The following is a 14,764-nucleotide window of genomic DNA, read 5'->3' as shown; positions in this document are numbered from 1 at the left end:
CAGATGCTTATCCCGAAGAGGACTAAGTACCGCAAGCAGCACCGTCCTGACCGCCATGGCATGACCAAGGGCGGCGCCGAGATCGCGTTCGGCGATTACGGCATTCAGGCTCTTGCCCCGGCCTATGTGACCAACCGTCAGATTGAGGCCGCCCGTATCGCCATGACCCGCTACATCAAGCGTGGCGGTCGTGTGTGGATCACCGTGTTCCCGGACCGTCCGCTGACCAAGCACGCTCTCGGCGCCCGAATGGGTTCCGGTAAGGGCGCCCCGGAGTTCTGGGTCGCGAACATTCACCCTGGTCGCGTTATGTTCGAGATCGGTGGTGTCTCCGAGGATGTCGCTCGCGAGGCTCTGCGCCGCGCAATCGACAAGCTCCCCATGAAGTGCCGTGTGATTGCTCGTGAAGGCGGTGACATCTGATGGCAGTCGGAACGCAGGAATATTCAATCAAGAATCTGACCGAAAAGACCAACGCCGAGATTGAGGACTCCCTCAAGAAGTCCAAGGAAGAGCTGTTCAACCTCCGCTTCCAGTCGGCTACCGGTCAGCTCGACAACACCTCCCGTCTGAAGGCTGTCAAGCACGATATCGCCCGCATGTACACCGTGCTGCGCGAACGTGAGCTGGGCATTGTCCCGACGCCGGCCGAGGGAGCCGCCGAGTCTAAGGCTGAGGAGAAGTGAGCATGGCTGAAGAGCGCAATTTCCGCAAGGTTCGCCGTGGTTATGTCGTGTCCGAGACTATGGACAAGACGATCACCGTCGAGCTCGAGCAGCGTTCGACCCACCCGCTGTACGGCAAGGTCGTTCGTTCCACCCGCAAGGTCAAGGTCCATGATGAGCAAAACGCCGCGCATGTTGGCGATTTAGTGAGTATTATGGAAACTCGGCCCTTGAGCAAGACCAAGCGCTGGCGTCTCGAAGAGATCATCGAGCGCGCTAAGTAAACAAGTTCGGCAAGGCTCCGCGTACACCGTGGCGTCACTAGACAGTTACATGCCTGGTGGCGCCGCGGTGTGCGGGGAGAACCAGCTCGGCTAAGGAGAATCAATGATTCAGCAGGAATCGCGGCTTCATGTCGCCGACAACACGGGTGCCAAGGAACTCCTTGCCATCCGCGTGCTCGGTGGATCGAAGCGACGCTATGCCGGCTTGGGCGACGTGATTGTCGCCTCCGTCAAGGATGCCATCCCTGGCGGGTCGGTCAAGAAGGGCGACGTGGTGAAGGCCGTCGTCGTCCGCACTGTCAAGGAGCACCGTCGCGCTGACGGCTCCTACATCAAGTTCGACGAGAACGCCGCCGTTATTCTCGGCTCCGGCCATGAGCCGAAGGGCACTCGTATCTTCGGACCGATCGCTCGTGAGCTGCGCGACAAGCGCTTCATGCGCATCGTGTCCCTCGCTCCGGAGGTGATCTGATTATGGTAGCCAAGATCAAGACCGGCGACCAGGTGAAGGTCATTCGCGGCAAGGATCGCGGCAAGGAAGGCAAGGTCACCCGTGTCCTGCCCAACGATCGTCTGATTGTTGAAGGCGTTCAGATCGTCAAGAAGCATGTGCGTGCAACCCAGCAGGGCCAGCAGGCTGGCATCGTCTCCGTTGAGGCTCCGATCCATCGCTCCAATGTGATGCTGATCGACCCGGAGACTGGCAAGCCCACTCGCGTTGGTGTGGTTGTGAAGGAAGAGGCTCGTGACGGCAAGGTGAAGACCGTGCGCGTTCGCGTTGCCAAGAAGTCCGGAAAGGAGCTGGCATGACCGATACCACTATCGTCGAAGCGCCGGCCGTCCCGCGCCTCAAGCAGCAGTACAAGGATGCCATCATTCCGGAGCTCGAGAAGGAGTTCAATTACTCCAACCCGATGCAGGTCGCTCGCATCCAGAAGGTTGTCGTCTCCATGGGCGTTGGCGCCGCTGCTCGCGACTCCAAGCTCATCGAAGGTGCCGTCAAGGATCTCACCCTGATCACCGGCCAGAAGCCGAAGATCACCAAGGCCAAGAAGTCCGTCGCTCAGTTCCACCTGCGTGAGGGCCAGGCCATCGGCGCATACGTCACCCTGCGCGGTGACCGCATGTGGGAGTTCCTGGATCGTCTTCTGACGCTGGCTCTGCCCCGTATCCGCGATTTCCGCGGCATCAACGGCCATCAGTTCGACGGCCAGGGCAACTACAACTTTGGTCTCACCGAGCAGTCCATGTTCCATGAGATCGATCCGGATTCGATCGATCATCAGCGTGGTATGGACATTACCGTGGTGACCTCCACCAAGGACGACAAGGAAGCTTACGCGCTGCTCAAGCACCTTGGCTTCCCCTTCAAGGAGAACTGATATGGCAAAAACCGCTCTTAAGAACAAGGCGGCCGCCAAGCCGAAGTTCAAGGTGCGCGGCTATACGCGCTGCCAGGTGTGCGGTCGTCCCCATTCCGTGTACCGCAAGTTCGGCCTGTGCCGCATCTGCCTTCGTGAGAAGGCTCACCGCGGCGAACTGCCCGGCGTGACGAAGTCCAGTTGGTAAACATCGACGCCGAAGGTCCGCGGCTGTGAGTCCACAAGGGCAGGCGGCGGAAACCACGACGAGAAAGGGCATAAGCCCACAATGACAATGACAGATCCGATCGCAGACATGCTCACGCGTCTGCGTAACGCGAGCGCGGCAAAGCACACCACTGTCGACATGCCGTACTCCAAGTTCAAGGCCAATATCGCCCAGATCCTGAAGCGTGAAGGCTATATCGCCGACTTCACCGCCAAAGAGGCGAAGGTTGGCCAGACCCTTGAGGTCACCCTCAAGTATGGTCCCAACGGTGAGCGCTCCCTGCAGGGTATCAAGCGCATCTCCAAGCCGGGCCTGCGTCGCTATGCGAAGTCCGATTCCCTCCCCATGCCGTTGGGTGGTCTCGGCATCGCCATCATCTCGACCTCGTCGGGACTGTTGACCCAGAAGGAATGCCTTGATAAGGGCATTGGCGGCGAAATCGTCGCCTACGTGTGGTGAGAAAGGAGAGCTGAAACATGGCATCGCATATTGGTAAGCTCCCCGTCGCCATCCCCGCTGGCGTGGAAGTGAAGATCGAGGGTCAGCACTTCTCCGTCAAGGGTGCCAAGGGTTCCGATTCCTTCGAGATCCCCGAGGGCATCACCGCCGCCGTTGAGGGCAACGAGGTTGTTCTCACCCCGGCTGATGACCTTCGTCCCACCCGTGCCAAGCATGGCCTGTCCCGCTCCGTCATCGCTTCGATGGTCAAGGGCGTGCACGACGGCTATGAGAAGCACCTGCTCATCGTCGGTACTGGTTACCGTGCTGTGATGAAGGGCAAGAGCATCGAGTTCTCGCTTGGTTACTCCCACACCATCACCGTCGACGCTCCCGAAGGCATCACCTTCGAGGTGCCGAACCCGACGGAAGTGGTTGTGAAGGGCACCGACAAGCAGGCTGTGGGTCAGATTGCTGCGAACATCCGCAAGCTTCGTGCCCCGGAACCCTATAAGGGCAAGGGCATCAAGTATGCCGATGAGCACATTCTGCGCAAGGCTGGAAAGGCTGGTAAGTAATATGACCGTCCAGATTTTCGGTAAGGGCAAGAAGGTCGCTCGCCTGCGTCGTCACGCTCGCCTCCGCAAGAAGGTTGTCGGCACCGCCGAGCGTCCGCGTCTCGTCGTCACCCGTTCCAACCGTCATATGGTCGCTCAGATCGTCGATGACACCAAGGGCGTCACTCTCGTGTCTGAGTCCACTCTCCATGCCGACTTCGCCGGCTTCGAGGGTACCAAGACCGAAGCCGCCAAGAAGGTCGGCGAGCTGATCGCCAAGAAGGCCCAGGAAGCCGGCATCACTGCCGTGGTGTTCGACCGTGGCGGCAACAAGTACACCGGTCGCGTTGCAGCTGTTGCCGACGGCGCCCGTGAGGGAGGTCTGGCACTGTGAGCGACAACGAAAAGGAAACTCAAGTGGCTGAAGAAACTCAGAACACTGCTGCCACCGAAGAGACCAAGAACGAGGACCGTCGCGGTCGTCGTGGTCAGCGCGGCGAAGGCCGTCGTGGCGAGCGTCGCAACCGTCGCGAAGAGAACAAGGGCGATGAGCTCCTCGATCGCGTCGTGACCATCAACCGTGTTTCCAAGACCCATAAGGGTGGTCGTACCTTCAGCTTCGCGGCTCTTGTGGTCGTGGGCGACGGCAACGGCACCGTGGGTGTTGGCTACGGCAAGTCCCGTGAGGTCCCGGCGGCTATCGCCAAGGGACAGCTCGACGCCAAGAAGCACATGTTCAGCGTTCCGCGCGTTCGTGGCACCGTCACCCATCCGGTGATCGGTCATGACGCCGCCGGCACTGTGCTGCTGCGTCCCGCCGCCCCTGGAACTGGTGTAATCGCCGGTGGTCCGGTGCGCGCCGTTATGGAGTGCGCTGGCATCACCGACATTCTGACCAAGTCCATGGGTTCCGCCACCGCCGTGAACATGGTTCGCGCGACCGTGGCCGCCCTCAAGCAGCTCGAAGAGCCTGAGGAGATCGCCGCCCGTCGTGGTCTGACCCTTGAAGAGGTCGCCCCCGATGCGCTGCTGCGCGCTCGTGCCACCGGCATCGCCGAGGCTCGCAAGGCCCGTGAGGAAGCCGCTGCCGCCAAGGCCGCTGAAGAAGCTAAGGACGGTGAGTGATCCATGGCTAACATCAACATCACCCTGCACCATGGTCTGGTGAATTCCACCCCGAAGCAGCGCGCCGCTGCTCAGACCCTGGGCCTGAACAAGATCGGCAAGACCGTGACTCGTGAGGACACTTCGGCTGTGCGCGGCCAGATCAGCGTCATCCGTCATCTGGTCACCGTCGAGGAGGCTGAGTGAGTATGGCTAATGAGGAAAAAACCACCATCCTGCAGATGCATGATCTGAAGCCGGCTCCCGGCGCCAAGAAGGATCGTATCCGCGTGGGCCGTGGTGAGGGTTCCAAGGGCAAGACCTCCGGTCGTGGCACCAAGGGCACCAAGGCTCGCTATCAGGTGCGTCCGGGCTTCGAAGGCGGACAGCTTCCGCTGTACATGCGTCTGCCGAAGCTTCGCGGTTTCCGCAACCCCTTCAAGGTTGAGTTCCAGGTTGTGAACCTGGCTCGTCTGTCCGAGGTGTTCCCGGAGGGCGGCGAGTTGACGGTTGCCGACCTGATCACCAAGGGCCTGGTGCGTGACAACGCTCCGGTCAAGGTTCTGGGCGACGGTGAAGTGACCAAGGCCTTCAACCTCAAGGGCGTCAAGGCATCCGCCTCCGCCAAGGCCAAGATCGAGGCCGCCGGCGGCTCCGTCTCCGAGGAGTAAGTCCCGACATCTTCGGTAGAAGAGCTGACAAGCTGACAAGGACCCTCTCCACGCTGTTAAGGCGCAGGGAGGGTCCTTCTGCATATATTGGCGCTTTATGAGCTTCGAATTTTATTTGGCCGTGGAAGCGAGTACACTGGCTGACAGTTTGTGTCTACAACAGGAGGACATCAGGTGAGGACTCTCATCCAGGCCTTTAAGACGAAGGAGCTTCGCAAGAAGATCCTGTTCGTCTTCTTCATTATCATCATCTACCGCATTGGCTCCTTCATCCCAACGCCGGGTGTGGATTACAAGGCGGTGCAAGAGTGTGTGGCCAGCACCAGTGGTGAGGATTTCATCGGACTCGTCAATCTGTTTTCCGGTGGCGCTTTGCTTCAGCTGTCGATCTTCGCCCTCGGTGTGATGCCGTATATCACGGCGTCCATTGTGGTGCAGCTGCTGCGTGTGGTGATCCCGCGATTCGAGGCGTTGCATAAGGAGGGGCAGTCCGGCGAGGCAAAGCTGACCCAGTACACGCGTTATCTGACCATCGGCCTGGCCATCCTGCAGTCCACCACCATTCTGGTAACCGCCAGCTCGGGCGCTTTGTTCTCCGGTTGCTCGAGCAAGGTGATTCCCGATACTTCGGTGTGGAACCTGCTGATCATGGTGCTCATCATGACCGGTGGTACGGGTCTGATCATGTGGATGGCCGAGCTCATCACTGATAAGGGCATCGGCCAGGGCATGTCCATCCTGATCTTCATGTCGATCTGCTCCGGCTTCCTGCCTCAGTTGTGGGAGATCGGCTGGGGCACCAACGGCACCGATGGCGATTGGGTCAAATTCTCCGTCGTGGTTGCCGTGCTGCTGGTGATTTTCGTCTTCGTCGACTTCGTCGAGTTGTCCCAGCGGCGTATCCCCGTGCAGTACACGCGCCGCATGATCGGCCGCAAGATGTACGGCGGTTCCTCAACCTATCTGCCGTTGAAGATCAACATGTCCGGCGTGATTCCGCCCATTTTCGCGTCGTCGATTCTCGCCATCCCGACGCTGATCGCCCAGTTCGGCAATAGCGAGCAATCGTGGGTCCAGTGGATCAACAACAATCTCGCGTCGACGACTTCGGTGTGGTACATCGCCTTGTACGCGCTGATGATTGTGTTCTTCTGCTTCTTCTACACGTCGATTACGTTCAACCCGGACGAGACCGCCGACAACATGAAGCAGTACGGCGGCTTTATCCCGTCCATTCGCGCGGGTCGCGCCACGAGCCAGTACCTGACCTATGTGATGAACCGCCTCAATACGGTCGGTGCCGTGTATCTGCTGTTCGTGGCCCTGATTCCGACGGTGCTGATCATGGCCCTGCAGATCAATCAGCAGCTGCCGTTCGGCGGCACCACCATTCTGATCATCGCGGGCGTGGGGCTTGACACCCTGCGTCAGGCCAAGGCCCAGACCGAGCAGTTCCAATACGCCGGGTTCCTGTTCGAATCCGACGCCCACGTCGACAATAAATAATCATCATCTCAGGGGCGGAGCGGCGGACAATGGCCGTTCCGTCCCTGTTGTTTTTCATCTTTTGTAACAGCAACCACGAATACAGAAAGAGAGCGAGACATGCGTCTGCTGATTATGGGACCGCAGGGAGTCGGCAAGGGCACTCAGGCGGCTTTGCTGGCCAAGCACTATGGCATTCCTCATATCTCCACCGGTGACATCTTCCGCTATAATCTTAAGAACCAGACCCCGCTTGGCAAGGAAGCCCAGTCCTATATGGACAAGGGCGAGCTTGTGCCCGACGAGCTGACCAACAAGATCGTCAAGGATCGTCTGTCGATGGACGATGTGAAGGACGGGTGGATTCTCGACGGCTATCCGCGCAATGCCTCCCAGGTCAAGGCGCTGGATGTGATGCTCGAGGAGATCGGTACCCCGCTTGACAAGGCCGTTGCACTGAGCGCTGATCGTGACGTGCTGCTCAAGCGCATGCAGAAGCGCGCCGAGATCGAAGGCCGTGCCGACGATACGCCCGAGGCCATCGCCAAGCGTCTGGAAACCTATGCCAAGGAAACCGCGCCGCTGCTGGACACCTACCGTGACCGTGGCCAGCTCGTCGAGATTGACGGCACTGGCGACATTCAGGATATTTCCGACGCCATTATCGCCGAACTCGGCTGATTGAGGTGCTGATCGGCGCTGTCCGATCATCCGTTGTCCGATTATAGAAAACAGGGCTCCGGTCCACGATGATTCGTGGGTCGGAGCCCTGTTTCGTCGCGTACCCGTGCGATGCGACGGCAGTGCGCCGCCGCCGGTACGGTCAGTCCATGGTGTGCCGTCCCGGTCCGAAGGTCCGCGTCATGCCGGCGATGTCGACATGCGCACGTGTGCCGACTGGTACGGTGAGTTCGATGCGCCATCCGGATTGGGCGGCGTCGTCACGCTCGACGAGGACGTGGATGGATCCGGCCGGGGATGGAACCAGAGCTTCGCCTTTGGTCAGGTCTCCGAGCTGCGGTCGCACGTCGAATTCCCGGTAGCCGGGTTTGGTGGGGCGCACTCCAAGCAGCCCCTGCTCGAGCAGGAAGGCGGGGGAGGAAGCCCATGGATGCGAATACGTGGTATTGCCTTTGAGTCTGAGATCCCAGGCTTCCATTGTGGCGCCGGCGCCGGTGGCGATCATGTTCATCCAAGACCGCAGCGGTTCGTGCGAAGCGATGAGGTGGTTGGCGTCGGCGCCGTATCCGGCGCGATACAGGCCGTCCAGGTATACGGCGGCGGTGTAGACGCTGCAGGCCATGCCGCGTCCTCGCAGATAGTCCGCGACCCGGTTGACCCGCTCGGGCGGAACATCTGCGAAGGCCAGTGCGAAGGCTGATGCGTGCAGTGAGCAATGGCTGAGTTTTGAGCCTTGCGTGCCCGTATCCAGGCCATCGGCATACGCGCCTGTCTGTTCGTCGAATAGCAGTTCATGAATGGCGTTACGCATGCGCGCCGCAATTGAGCGGCAACGTCGGGCATCATCGGGGTGACCGGCTACGTCTGCGATGTCGGCCATGTCCGCATAGGCTTGGGATGCCAGTGCGTTGATCACGGTGTTGACACGGCCGAACACAAAGCCGTCGCGTTCCGACGGGGGCCAGTCGACCAGATCCCCGTCGGTGACGCTTGACTGGCCGGGATCCTTGACGATCAGGCCGGAGTCCTTGTCGAGATATCGGTCGGGCAGCAGCGCGGCGATGCGGTCGTATCCCTGCATGATCTGATGGGTTGATCCCGTTGCCATCCATGCGTCGTGGACGGCGAGTATCAGGTACAGCGGCCATTCGGTCGGCCAGGTGCGGTTGGCGGTGAGGTAGTCGATGGTGTATTCGCCCAGCGTCGGGGCGTCGTCCAGCGCCAGGTGGGCCCGCTGCTGCAGCCATGCGTCGGCCTCGTACGCCGCACGTTCCCTGGTCCAGGAGTCGGCATAGATGGGGCCGTTCAGCGAGGTGACCGTGGTGCGGCAGAACGACCATACGGTGGCAAGCGTGTCGTCGGAGCAGTCAAACATGGCGGCGTCATCGTCAAACGGGTATTCGATTGCGGCGGCGTCGAGCGTGTCGGCGCCATCCAGCAGTCGCCGTGCCTGCTCCGCGTATTCCTTCGACGGAATGATCTCCACGTAGCGGAATACGCGCAGGCCCCAGGTTTCGAGGGACGGGACGTCGGCCTCTCGGCGCCAGGTGTCCTCGTACACGTTGAAGGCGCTCAGACGGTATTTCACCGAGCCGTCGTCCTCGCATACCTCGCCGTAGCGGATTTTGAGATCGCATGCGGCGTTTCCGCGGAAGCCGATGCGGATGCCGCCCATGACGGCGTGGCCGAAGTCTGCGATCAGGTGGCCGTCTTCGGTCAGGTGCATTGATACGGGCGCATGGTATCGCACCGCCACCTTATCGGTGGGTGTGGCGAGCAGACGCGCGAATGCCGGCTTGGCTTCCGCGGCCACCCATGCGGAGTCGTCGAAACCGGGGCGGGAGAAGCCCCGCGGGAAGGCATCGGAACGGATGTTCTCGGCGGGGGCCTCGAAGTATTGGGTGCCGATGGATGCGGAGTCCGGGTAGATGGCCGAGCCCGGCAGTGTGGTCCAATTGCCGTCGGTGACGATGTGCTCGGTGCTGCCGTCGGCGTAGCAGACGTCAAGCTGGGCGGCATAGCGCTGGTCCTCCACCGTGTAGGCAAGCGCTCCTATGGCATTGCGCCGTCCTGGGTGCAACAGTCCCGTTACGTCCCAGCCGTCGTAGCGCGCCTCGTCGCCTATGGGGAAAGTGGGGCCGAGCCCGACGAACGTTCCGTTCACCCAGGTGCGGTGCACGAATTGTCGCGCCGGTTTCACGCTGGCGGCGGTCACATTCAGCGTGGCCCAGACGATGTGTTGGTTCCGCAGCGTGAATTCATGGCGAAGGAACGCCCATCCCCGGGAGTTGTGCGGGTCGGCAGCGTGTTCCTCCCCGGCGAAGAACGCGTCGCCCGCCTGCGATGTGCTTTCCTTGAGCCGTCCGAAGTCGGGGGAATCGACGGTGGCGGCGATGCCGGCGTCCCGCTTGACCGCGTGCGTCACGGCGGTGTCGGGTATCCAGATCGGCGTGCCGTGCCATTGCGTGCCGGCGCCGGTGCCGAATGCCATGGGAACGCTCCATGGTGAGAGCAGCGTGTCGCCGTCGACGGTTCGCTTCGCGCGAACGCGTGCCAGGTATCGGCGTCCGGGTTGCATGTCGAGTCCATGCAGCTGAAGGCGCTCGCCGGGTTGCAGTGGGGCTTGGCTGCATGCCCACAATACCGTGAGCGTGCGTATGTCGAGCACTTGGGCTTCGTAATGCAGCGTTTCGGTGGATGGTTCGTCGTCGGTCGCCTGGCCGCAGGCGTCCAGCGGCATACGCCAGCGAAGCGTGGGGGTGGTGCCGGGTTCGATGTCAACCGGCTGTATGCGGTCATTGATGCGCAGGTGCTCCGGTGCCGGTGGCGCCGTGGGCCTGTCGGACGTCCGGGTGGTGGGCGTCACGGTTGGGCGATTGTGATGCGATGACGTGGTCTCGTCGTTTGCTGGTGTCATACGATGGCTTCCTTGAACAGCATTGGTCAAATACGATCTTGCGTCCTATCCTAGGGTGCGGGTCGGCAATACGATGAAACTTGCGGTTGGTTGTCATCTTTTGCATTTTTTGCATACCGGGGGTGGGCAATGAACGATCAGCGCGGCCGTCGGGTCGTGGGCATTGTGGATGTGGCCAAGGAGGCCGGCGTCGCACCGTCAACGGTCTCGCGTGCCTTCCGAGATCCGGACCGGGTGAATCCCGCCACGATCGAGGTGATCCGTCAGGCCGCCGTCCGATTGGGGTATGAACATCGATCGTATCGGCGTCGCGCCGGACGGTCATCCGGAATCATCTCGCTGGTCGTCAAGAACGTCTCCGAGGCCGAGGAACTGCTGAGAGGCGCCCAGGATGAGGCGTTCCTGACCGGGCGTGCCGTGAGCGTCATCGAGTCGACGCGCACCTCGCAATGGGAGAATTCGTTCATCGAAGAGGTGTCCAATGGGTCATGCGGCGTGCTGGTCGCGTCGGATCGTCTCAATGACGCGCAGCTCCAGAGACTCGCCTCGCTGGTGCCTCTGGTGGTCCTTAATCGCCCGGTGCCCGGAGTGGCCAGCGTGATGCCCGATGCGGTGGGTGGTGCCCGGCAGGTGCTGGCGTTGCTCAAATCCAATGGTCATCATGCGGTGACATACGTGTCGGCTCAGGGATGGGACTGGGCCGATCGCACGCGGTGGGATGCGCTGCGCACAATCGGCAGGTCGATGGGGATGACCATGCGGGTTGTCGGGCCGTTTTCGCCATCGGTCGACGGTGGCGGGCAGGCCGCCATGGCGTTGCGCGGGCCGTCGTGTCCTTCGGCCGTGGTGACCTACAACGAGCAGATGGCCGCCGGAATGGTGACGCGTATGACCGCCGAGTCCGTTGATGTACCGGGGCGTCTGTCGGTGGTTGCCTTCGACGATTCGTCCATATCCTCCGTGGTGTCTCCGAACCTGACCGCTGTGCGGCTGCCGCGCGCGCGAATCGGGGCGCTTGGCGTGCGGGTGCTGCTGGCGCTCTCGTCCAACGGCTACACGTCGATGTCCGCCTTCACTCCGGAGGACGTGGCCGCGCTATGTCTGCCTGATGGCACGACGGCGGTGGGTGCGGGTGAGATCATCGGGTCGAATATGCTGTGTGTCGCCACGACGCTGTTTATCCGCGACAGCGTCGCTCCTGCCTGGCGGGGTGACGCGCACTGAGTGGGACGGTGTGTGCCTGCGTTGTCGCTCCGGCGTGTGTCTTCATGTCATTCGGGCGGTATCTCGGGCTTTGGGAATGCAAAAATGGCAAAAAAAGAGAATTCGTGGAAATATGGGCAGGGCTCAACATTGCAACCATATACTGTCGGCGTTACGACATCTACGTTACGATGTCGAAGCCGCCAAGCAAAGGAGCTGAAGTCCAATGAGCAGTCTTCCACTGAAGTCAGAACAGAAAACCAACCGTTTCTACAAACCTCACAAGATTACGCTCGGACGTGGCATCTGCTACGGCATCTCCGATTTCATCGGCGGCGGCTCCATGACGATCATCGGCGCGTGGATGCTGTTCTTCTACACCACGTACTGCGGCTTGACGGCAGTGCAGGGCGGCCTAATCATCGGTGTGTCCCGTATCGTTGACGCCTTCACCACGCTGTGCATGGGAAGCCTTACCGATCACTTCTACAAGACCCGCCTGGGCAAGCGATTCGGCCGGCGTCACTTCTTCATGCTGTTCGGAAGCCCGCTTCTGCTCTCGTACGCAGTGCTGTGGATCAGCGGCCTGAACTTCTGGTACTACCTTGTTAGCTACATGGCGTTTGAGATCATCTCCTCCGCCATCCTGATCCCCTACGAGACGCTGCCGAACGAGATGACCGAGGATTATAAGGAGCGCACCAAGCTCTCCTCCAGCCGCATGTTCGTCTCCGCCGGAGCGACATTCCTGTCCACCTTCATCCCCGGTCAGCTGTTCAAGCTGCTCGGGCAGGATTCGCCGCTGCCCTTCTTCGTGAACGGTGCCATCTTTGCCGTGATCTTCTTCGTGTGCATGCTCGTCACCACGATGACCACCTGGGAAAAGCCGTACGACGAGGTCGTGGCCATGGAGGCCAAGGTGCAGCAGGAGAAGACCTCCATCATCGAGCTGCTCAAGGAGTACATCTCCACGCTCAAGAACAAGTCGTTCCGCAAGCACTTGGCGATCTACCTGTTCTCCTTCACCGGCAAGGATACGTTCAACACGGTGTTCGCCTACTTCGTGACCTTCTGCCTCGGCCTGACCGCCACGGACGCGGCCAATATGCTGTCGTTCTCCATCATCGGCCTGGTTGTGGTGCCGATCGCCGGCGTCCTGATGGTCAAGAAGGGACCGAAGTTCCTGTTCGTTTCCGGCTATCTCGTCATGCTGGCGATGCTGGGCGCCTACCTGTGCGTCTACCTGTTCAAGCCCTCTTCGCCGATGGTCTGGTTGGTTGTGATCTCGCTGGTCTACCAGATCGGCCGCGCCACCCTTGAGTTCACGCCGTGGAATGTGTTCCCCTTCATCCCGGACATTGACGAACTGGTCAACGGCCGCAACCGCGCCGGCGAATTCGCCGCGGTCATGACCTTCTGCCGCAAGTCCACCGTCGCCGTGGCCACCATCGCCACCGGTTGGATCCTCGACGAGTTCGGCTTCAACGGCAACGCCAAGGTGCAGACCCCGGAGGCCCAGACCGCCATCGTCTCCGTCCTGGTTGGCCTGACCGGAGTGCTGCTCATCCTCGCGATCATCTGCGCCCTGACCTTCAAGGTCAACCAGTCGACGCATGATGTGCTGATCAAGGAAATCAACCGCCTCAAGGACGGCGGCTCCAAGGCCGACGTCGACCCGAAGACCAAGCGCGTGGTGGAGGAGCTTGCCGGCGTGCCCTATGAGACGATGTGGCCGGTGTCCGACACCGCCGAGTCGCGCAATGCGTGAACGGTGATGAGATGAGATGCCGCGGGGTTGGTTGAGGTCGATCCCGGCGGGATCGTGATGGCATTGGCGTGAGGGCGGCCCGGTATTGCATCCGGGTCGTCCTCACGCCTATATGCTGTCTGATGCGTGTCGTTGGATCCGATGGGCGACACGCCGTAGTGTGAACAATGGAGTATCTGCTAAACTTGCAAGTTGGTGTGTCTTTAGGCATGCCAGCATGTAATTCGTCAAGGAACGGATAAGAGGCTCATGGCAAAAGACGGTGTGATTGAAGTCGAAGGTCGGGTAGTGGAGGCACTGCCGAACGCGATGTTCCGCGTCGAACTCGAAAACAAGCACATCGTGCTCGCCACGATCTCCGGCAAGATGCGCAAGAACTACATCCGCATTCTGCCGCAGGACCGCGTGGTGCTTGAGATGAGCCCCTACGATCTGAACCGCGGACGCATTACGTACCGTTACAAGTAAAAGGTACAAGCAAAGGAAAACCATGAAGGTCAGCCCTAGCGTGAAGAGGATCTGCGAAAACTGCCGCGTGATCCGCCGTCACGGCCGCGTCATGGTGATCTGCTCTAACCCGCGCCACAAGCAGCGCCAGGGCTGAGAGTAGATTCCAGCGGCAATACCATCAGGCGCTGAGTCACAGCCGAACGTTATCGGCTGAACCCCGGGTACGCAGGCTCGGGCCGGGAAACCGGACGACTCGGTGCACGACCTGCGGAACAACAGAAGGAATCGCAATGGCACGTCTTGCCGGAGTCGACATCCCCAATGAGAAGCGCATCGAGATCGCCCTCACCTATATTTTCGGTGTCGGTCGTACCCGCGCCAAGAAGACCCTTGAGGCCACCGGCATCAACCCGGACATCCGCGTCAAGGATCTCACCGATGAGCAGCTGATCACGCTGCGTGACTATCTGGAAGCCAACTACAAGATCGAAGGCGATTTGCGTCGTGAAATCGACGCCGACATTCGTCGCAAGATCCAGATCAACTGCTACCAGGGTCAGCGTCATCGCCGTGGTCTGCCCGTTCGCGGTCAGCGCACCAAGACCAACGCGCGCACCCGCAAGGGACCGAAGCGCACCGTCGCCGGAAAGAAGAAGGCCACCAAGTAAGGTAGGCCCGTTCGGACCACGGGATGCAAGTCCCATCGCCCGAACACCAATCAACATTCGTTATTAGGAAACGAGGGTCAATGGCAGCTCCCAAGCAGCAAGCCGCGCGCAAGCCTCGTCGCCGTGATCGCAAGTCGATCCCGGTCGGGCAGGCGCATATCAAGTCCACTTTCAACAACACCATCATCTCCATCACGGATCCGTCCGGCGCAGTTGTGGCATGGGCGTCCGGTGGCGACGTCGGCTTCAAGGGCTCCCGCAAGTCCACGCCGTACGCCGCAGG

General features: G+C 60.8%; 22 protein-coding genes. 21 read left to right on the top strand and 1 reads right to left on the bottom strand.

The window, feature by feature from the left end; genetic code table 11:
- Nucleotides 1-3: 3 nt before the first annotated feature.
- The 15 genes from rplP to B2994_RS04285 all read left to right on the top strand — a co-directional run bounded on the left by rplP (nucleotide 4) and on the right by B2994_RS04285 (nucleotide 7,475).
- Nucleotides 4-423: a 50S ribosomal protein L16 gene (gene rplP, locus B2994_RS04355; RefSeq protein ID WP_291527153.1), complete on the top strand. Its 420-nt coding sequence runs from the start codon at nucleotides 4-6 to the stop codon at nucleotides 421-423.
- Complete coding sequence (gene rpmC, locus B2994_RS04350) at nucleotides 423-686, top strand: 50S ribosomal protein L29 (RefSeq protein ID WP_291527152.1); 264 nt, start codon at nucleotides 423-425, stop codon at nucleotides 684-686. The genes rplP and rpmC overlap by 1 nt, the downstream gene beginning before the upstream one ends.
- A 2-nt stretch (nucleotides 687-688) precedes the next feature.
- Nucleotides 689-949, top strand: a complete 261-nt coding sequence (gene rpsQ, locus B2994_RS04345; RefSeq protein WP_291527151.1) for a 30S ribosomal protein S17 — start codon at nucleotides 689-691, stop codon at nucleotides 947-949.
- Between the two features lie 103 nt (nucleotides 950-1,052).
- Nucleotides 1,053-1,421, top strand: coding sequence for a 50S ribosomal protein L14 (rplN, locus tag B2994_RS04340; RefSeq protein ID WP_291527150.1), 369 nt, complete (start codon nucleotides 1,053-1,055; stop codon nucleotides 1,419-1,421).
- A 2-nt stretch (nucleotides 1,422-1,423) separates the two neighbouring features.
- The gene (gene rplX, locus B2994_RS04335) at nucleotides 1,424-1,759 is read left to right on the top strand and encodes a 50S ribosomal protein L24 (protein WP_291527149.1); all 336 of its coding nucleotides are present in this window, start codon (nucleotides 1,424-1,426) and stop codon (nucleotides 1,757-1,759) included.
- Entirely contained in the window at nucleotides 1,756-2,331 is a 576-nt protein-coding gene (gene rplE, locus B2994_RS04330; RefSeq protein WP_291527148.1) for a 50S ribosomal protein L5, read from the top strand. Before rplX ends, rplE begins: the two co-directional genes overlap by 4 nt.
- A 1-nt stretch (nucleotide 2,332) precedes the next feature.
- Nucleotides 2,333-2,518 (top strand): type Z 30S ribosomal protein S14, encoded by a 186-nt coding sequence (locus B2994_RS04325; protein WP_291527147.1) that lies wholly within the window; start codon nucleotides 2,333-2,335, stop codon nucleotides 2,516-2,518.
- Nucleotides 2,519-2,599: 81 nt separating this feature from the next.
- Nucleotides 2,600-2,998 carry a 30S ribosomal protein S8 gene (rpsH, locus tag B2994_RS04320; RefSeq protein WP_291527146.1) on the top strand — a complete coding sequence of 133 codons (399 nt, stop codon included), beginning with the start codon at nucleotides 2,600-2,602 and terminating at the stop codon, nucleotides 2,996-2,998.
- 17 nt (nucleotides 2,999-3,015) lie between these two features.
- Complete coding sequence (gene rplF, locus B2994_RS04315; RefSeq protein WP_291527145.1) at nucleotides 3,016-3,555, top strand: 50S ribosomal protein L6; 540 nt, start codon at nucleotides 3,016-3,018, stop codon at nucleotides 3,553-3,555.
- A gap of 1 nt (nucleotide 3,556) precedes the next feature.
- Nucleotides 3,557-3,928: a 50S ribosomal protein L18 gene (rplR, locus tag B2994_RS04310; RefSeq protein WP_291527144.1), complete on the top strand. Its 372-nt coding sequence runs from the start codon at nucleotides 3,557-3,559 to the stop codon at nucleotides 3,926-3,928.
- Complete coding sequence (rpsE, locus tag B2994_RS04305; RefSeq protein ID WP_291527143.1) at nucleotides 3,925-4,659, top strand: 30S ribosomal protein S5; 735 nt, start codon at nucleotides 3,925-3,927, stop codon at nucleotides 4,657-4,659. The genes rplR and rpsE overlap by 4 nt, the downstream gene beginning before the upstream one ends.
- A gap of 3 nt (nucleotides 4,660-4,662) precedes the next feature.
- Nucleotides 4,663-4,845, top strand: coding sequence for a 50S ribosomal protein L30 (rpmD, locus tag B2994_RS04300; RefSeq protein ID WP_291527142.1), 183 nt, complete (start codon nucleotides 4,663-4,665; stop codon nucleotides 4,843-4,845).
- Nucleotides 4,846-4,847: 2 nt separating this feature from the next.
- Nucleotides 4,848-5,309, top strand: coding sequence for a 50S ribosomal protein L15 (gene rplO, locus B2994_RS04295; RefSeq protein WP_291527141.1), 462 nt, complete (start codon nucleotides 4,848-4,850; stop codon nucleotides 5,307-5,309).
- A gap of 174 nt (nucleotides 5,310-5,483) precedes the next feature.
- Nucleotides 5,484-6,815, top strand: a complete 1,332-nt coding sequence (gene secY, locus B2994_RS04290) for a preprotein translocase subunit SecY (protein WP_291527140.1) — start codon at nucleotides 5,484-5,486, stop codon at nucleotides 6,813-6,815.
- A gap of 99 nt (nucleotides 6,816-6,914) precedes the next feature.
- Complete coding sequence (locus B2994_RS04285) at nucleotides 6,915-7,475, top strand: adenylate kinase (RefSeq protein WP_291527139.1); 561 nt, start codon at nucleotides 6,915-6,917, stop codon at nucleotides 7,473-7,475.
- A 142-nt stretch (nucleotides 7,476-7,617) separates the two neighbouring features.
- Here B2994_RS04285 and B2994_RS04280 read toward each other — a convergent pair whose 3' ends face one another.
- Nucleotides 7,618-10,392 (bottom strand): alpha-L-rhamnosidase C-terminal domain-containing protein, encoded by a 2,775-nt coding sequence (locus tag B2994_RS04280; RefSeq protein ID WP_291527138.1) that lies wholly within the window; start codon nucleotides 10,390-10,392, stop codon nucleotides 7,618-7,620.
- 129 nt (nucleotides 10,393-10,521) lie between these two features.
- Here B2994_RS04280 and B2994_RS04275 point away from each other — a divergent pair, with 129 nt between their 5' ends.
- The 6 genes from B2994_RS04275 to rpsK all read left to right on the top strand — a co-directional run.
- Complete coding sequence (locus B2994_RS04275; protein ID WP_291527137.1) at nucleotides 10,522-11,616, top strand: LacI family DNA-binding transcriptional regulator; 1,095 nt, start codon at nucleotides 10,522-10,524, stop codon at nucleotides 11,614-11,616.
- 205 nt (nucleotides 11,617-11,821) lie between these two features.
- On the top strand, nucleotides 11,822-13,363 hold the full coding sequence (locus tag B2994_RS04270; RefSeq protein ID WP_291527136.1) for an MFS transporter: 1,542 nt from the start codon (nucleotides 11,822-11,824) through the stop codon (nucleotides 13,361-13,363).
- Nucleotides 13,364-13,612: 249 nt separating this feature from the next.
- Nucleotides 13,613-13,831, top strand: coding sequence for a translation initiation factor IF-1 (gene infA / locus B2994_RS04265; RefSeq protein ID WP_004268611.1), 219 nt, complete (start codon nucleotides 13,613-13,615; stop codon nucleotides 13,829-13,831).
- Nucleotides 13,832-13,853: 22 nt separating this feature from the next.
- On the top strand, nucleotides 13,854-13,967 hold the full coding sequence (rpmJ, locus tag B2994_RS04260) for a 50S ribosomal protein L36 (protein WP_043164480.1): 114 nt from the start codon (nucleotides 13,854-13,856) through the stop codon (nucleotides 13,965-13,967).
- A gap of 136 nt (nucleotides 13,968-14,103) precedes the next feature.
- On the top strand, nucleotides 14,104-14,481 hold the full coding sequence (gene rpsM / locus B2994_RS04255) for a 30S ribosomal protein S13 (protein WP_291527135.1): 378 nt from the start codon (nucleotides 14,104-14,106) through the stop codon (nucleotides 14,479-14,481).
- Between the two features lie 80 nt (nucleotides 14,482-14,561).
- Nucleotides 14,562-14,764, top strand: a 203-nt coding sequence (rpsK, locus tag B2994_RS04250; protein WP_291527134.1) for a 30S ribosomal protein S11, incomplete at its 3' end; no start/stop codon positions are given.

This window comes from Bifidobacterium sp. UBA744 (assembly GCA_002298605.1).
In the GTDB taxonomy this organism is placed as follows: Bacteria; Actinomycetota; Actinomycetes; order Actinomycetales; family Bifidobacteriaceae; genus Bifidobacterium.
Note: the sequence above shows the minus strand (reverse complement) of the source record. Positions and strands in the feature narration are given on the sequence as shown.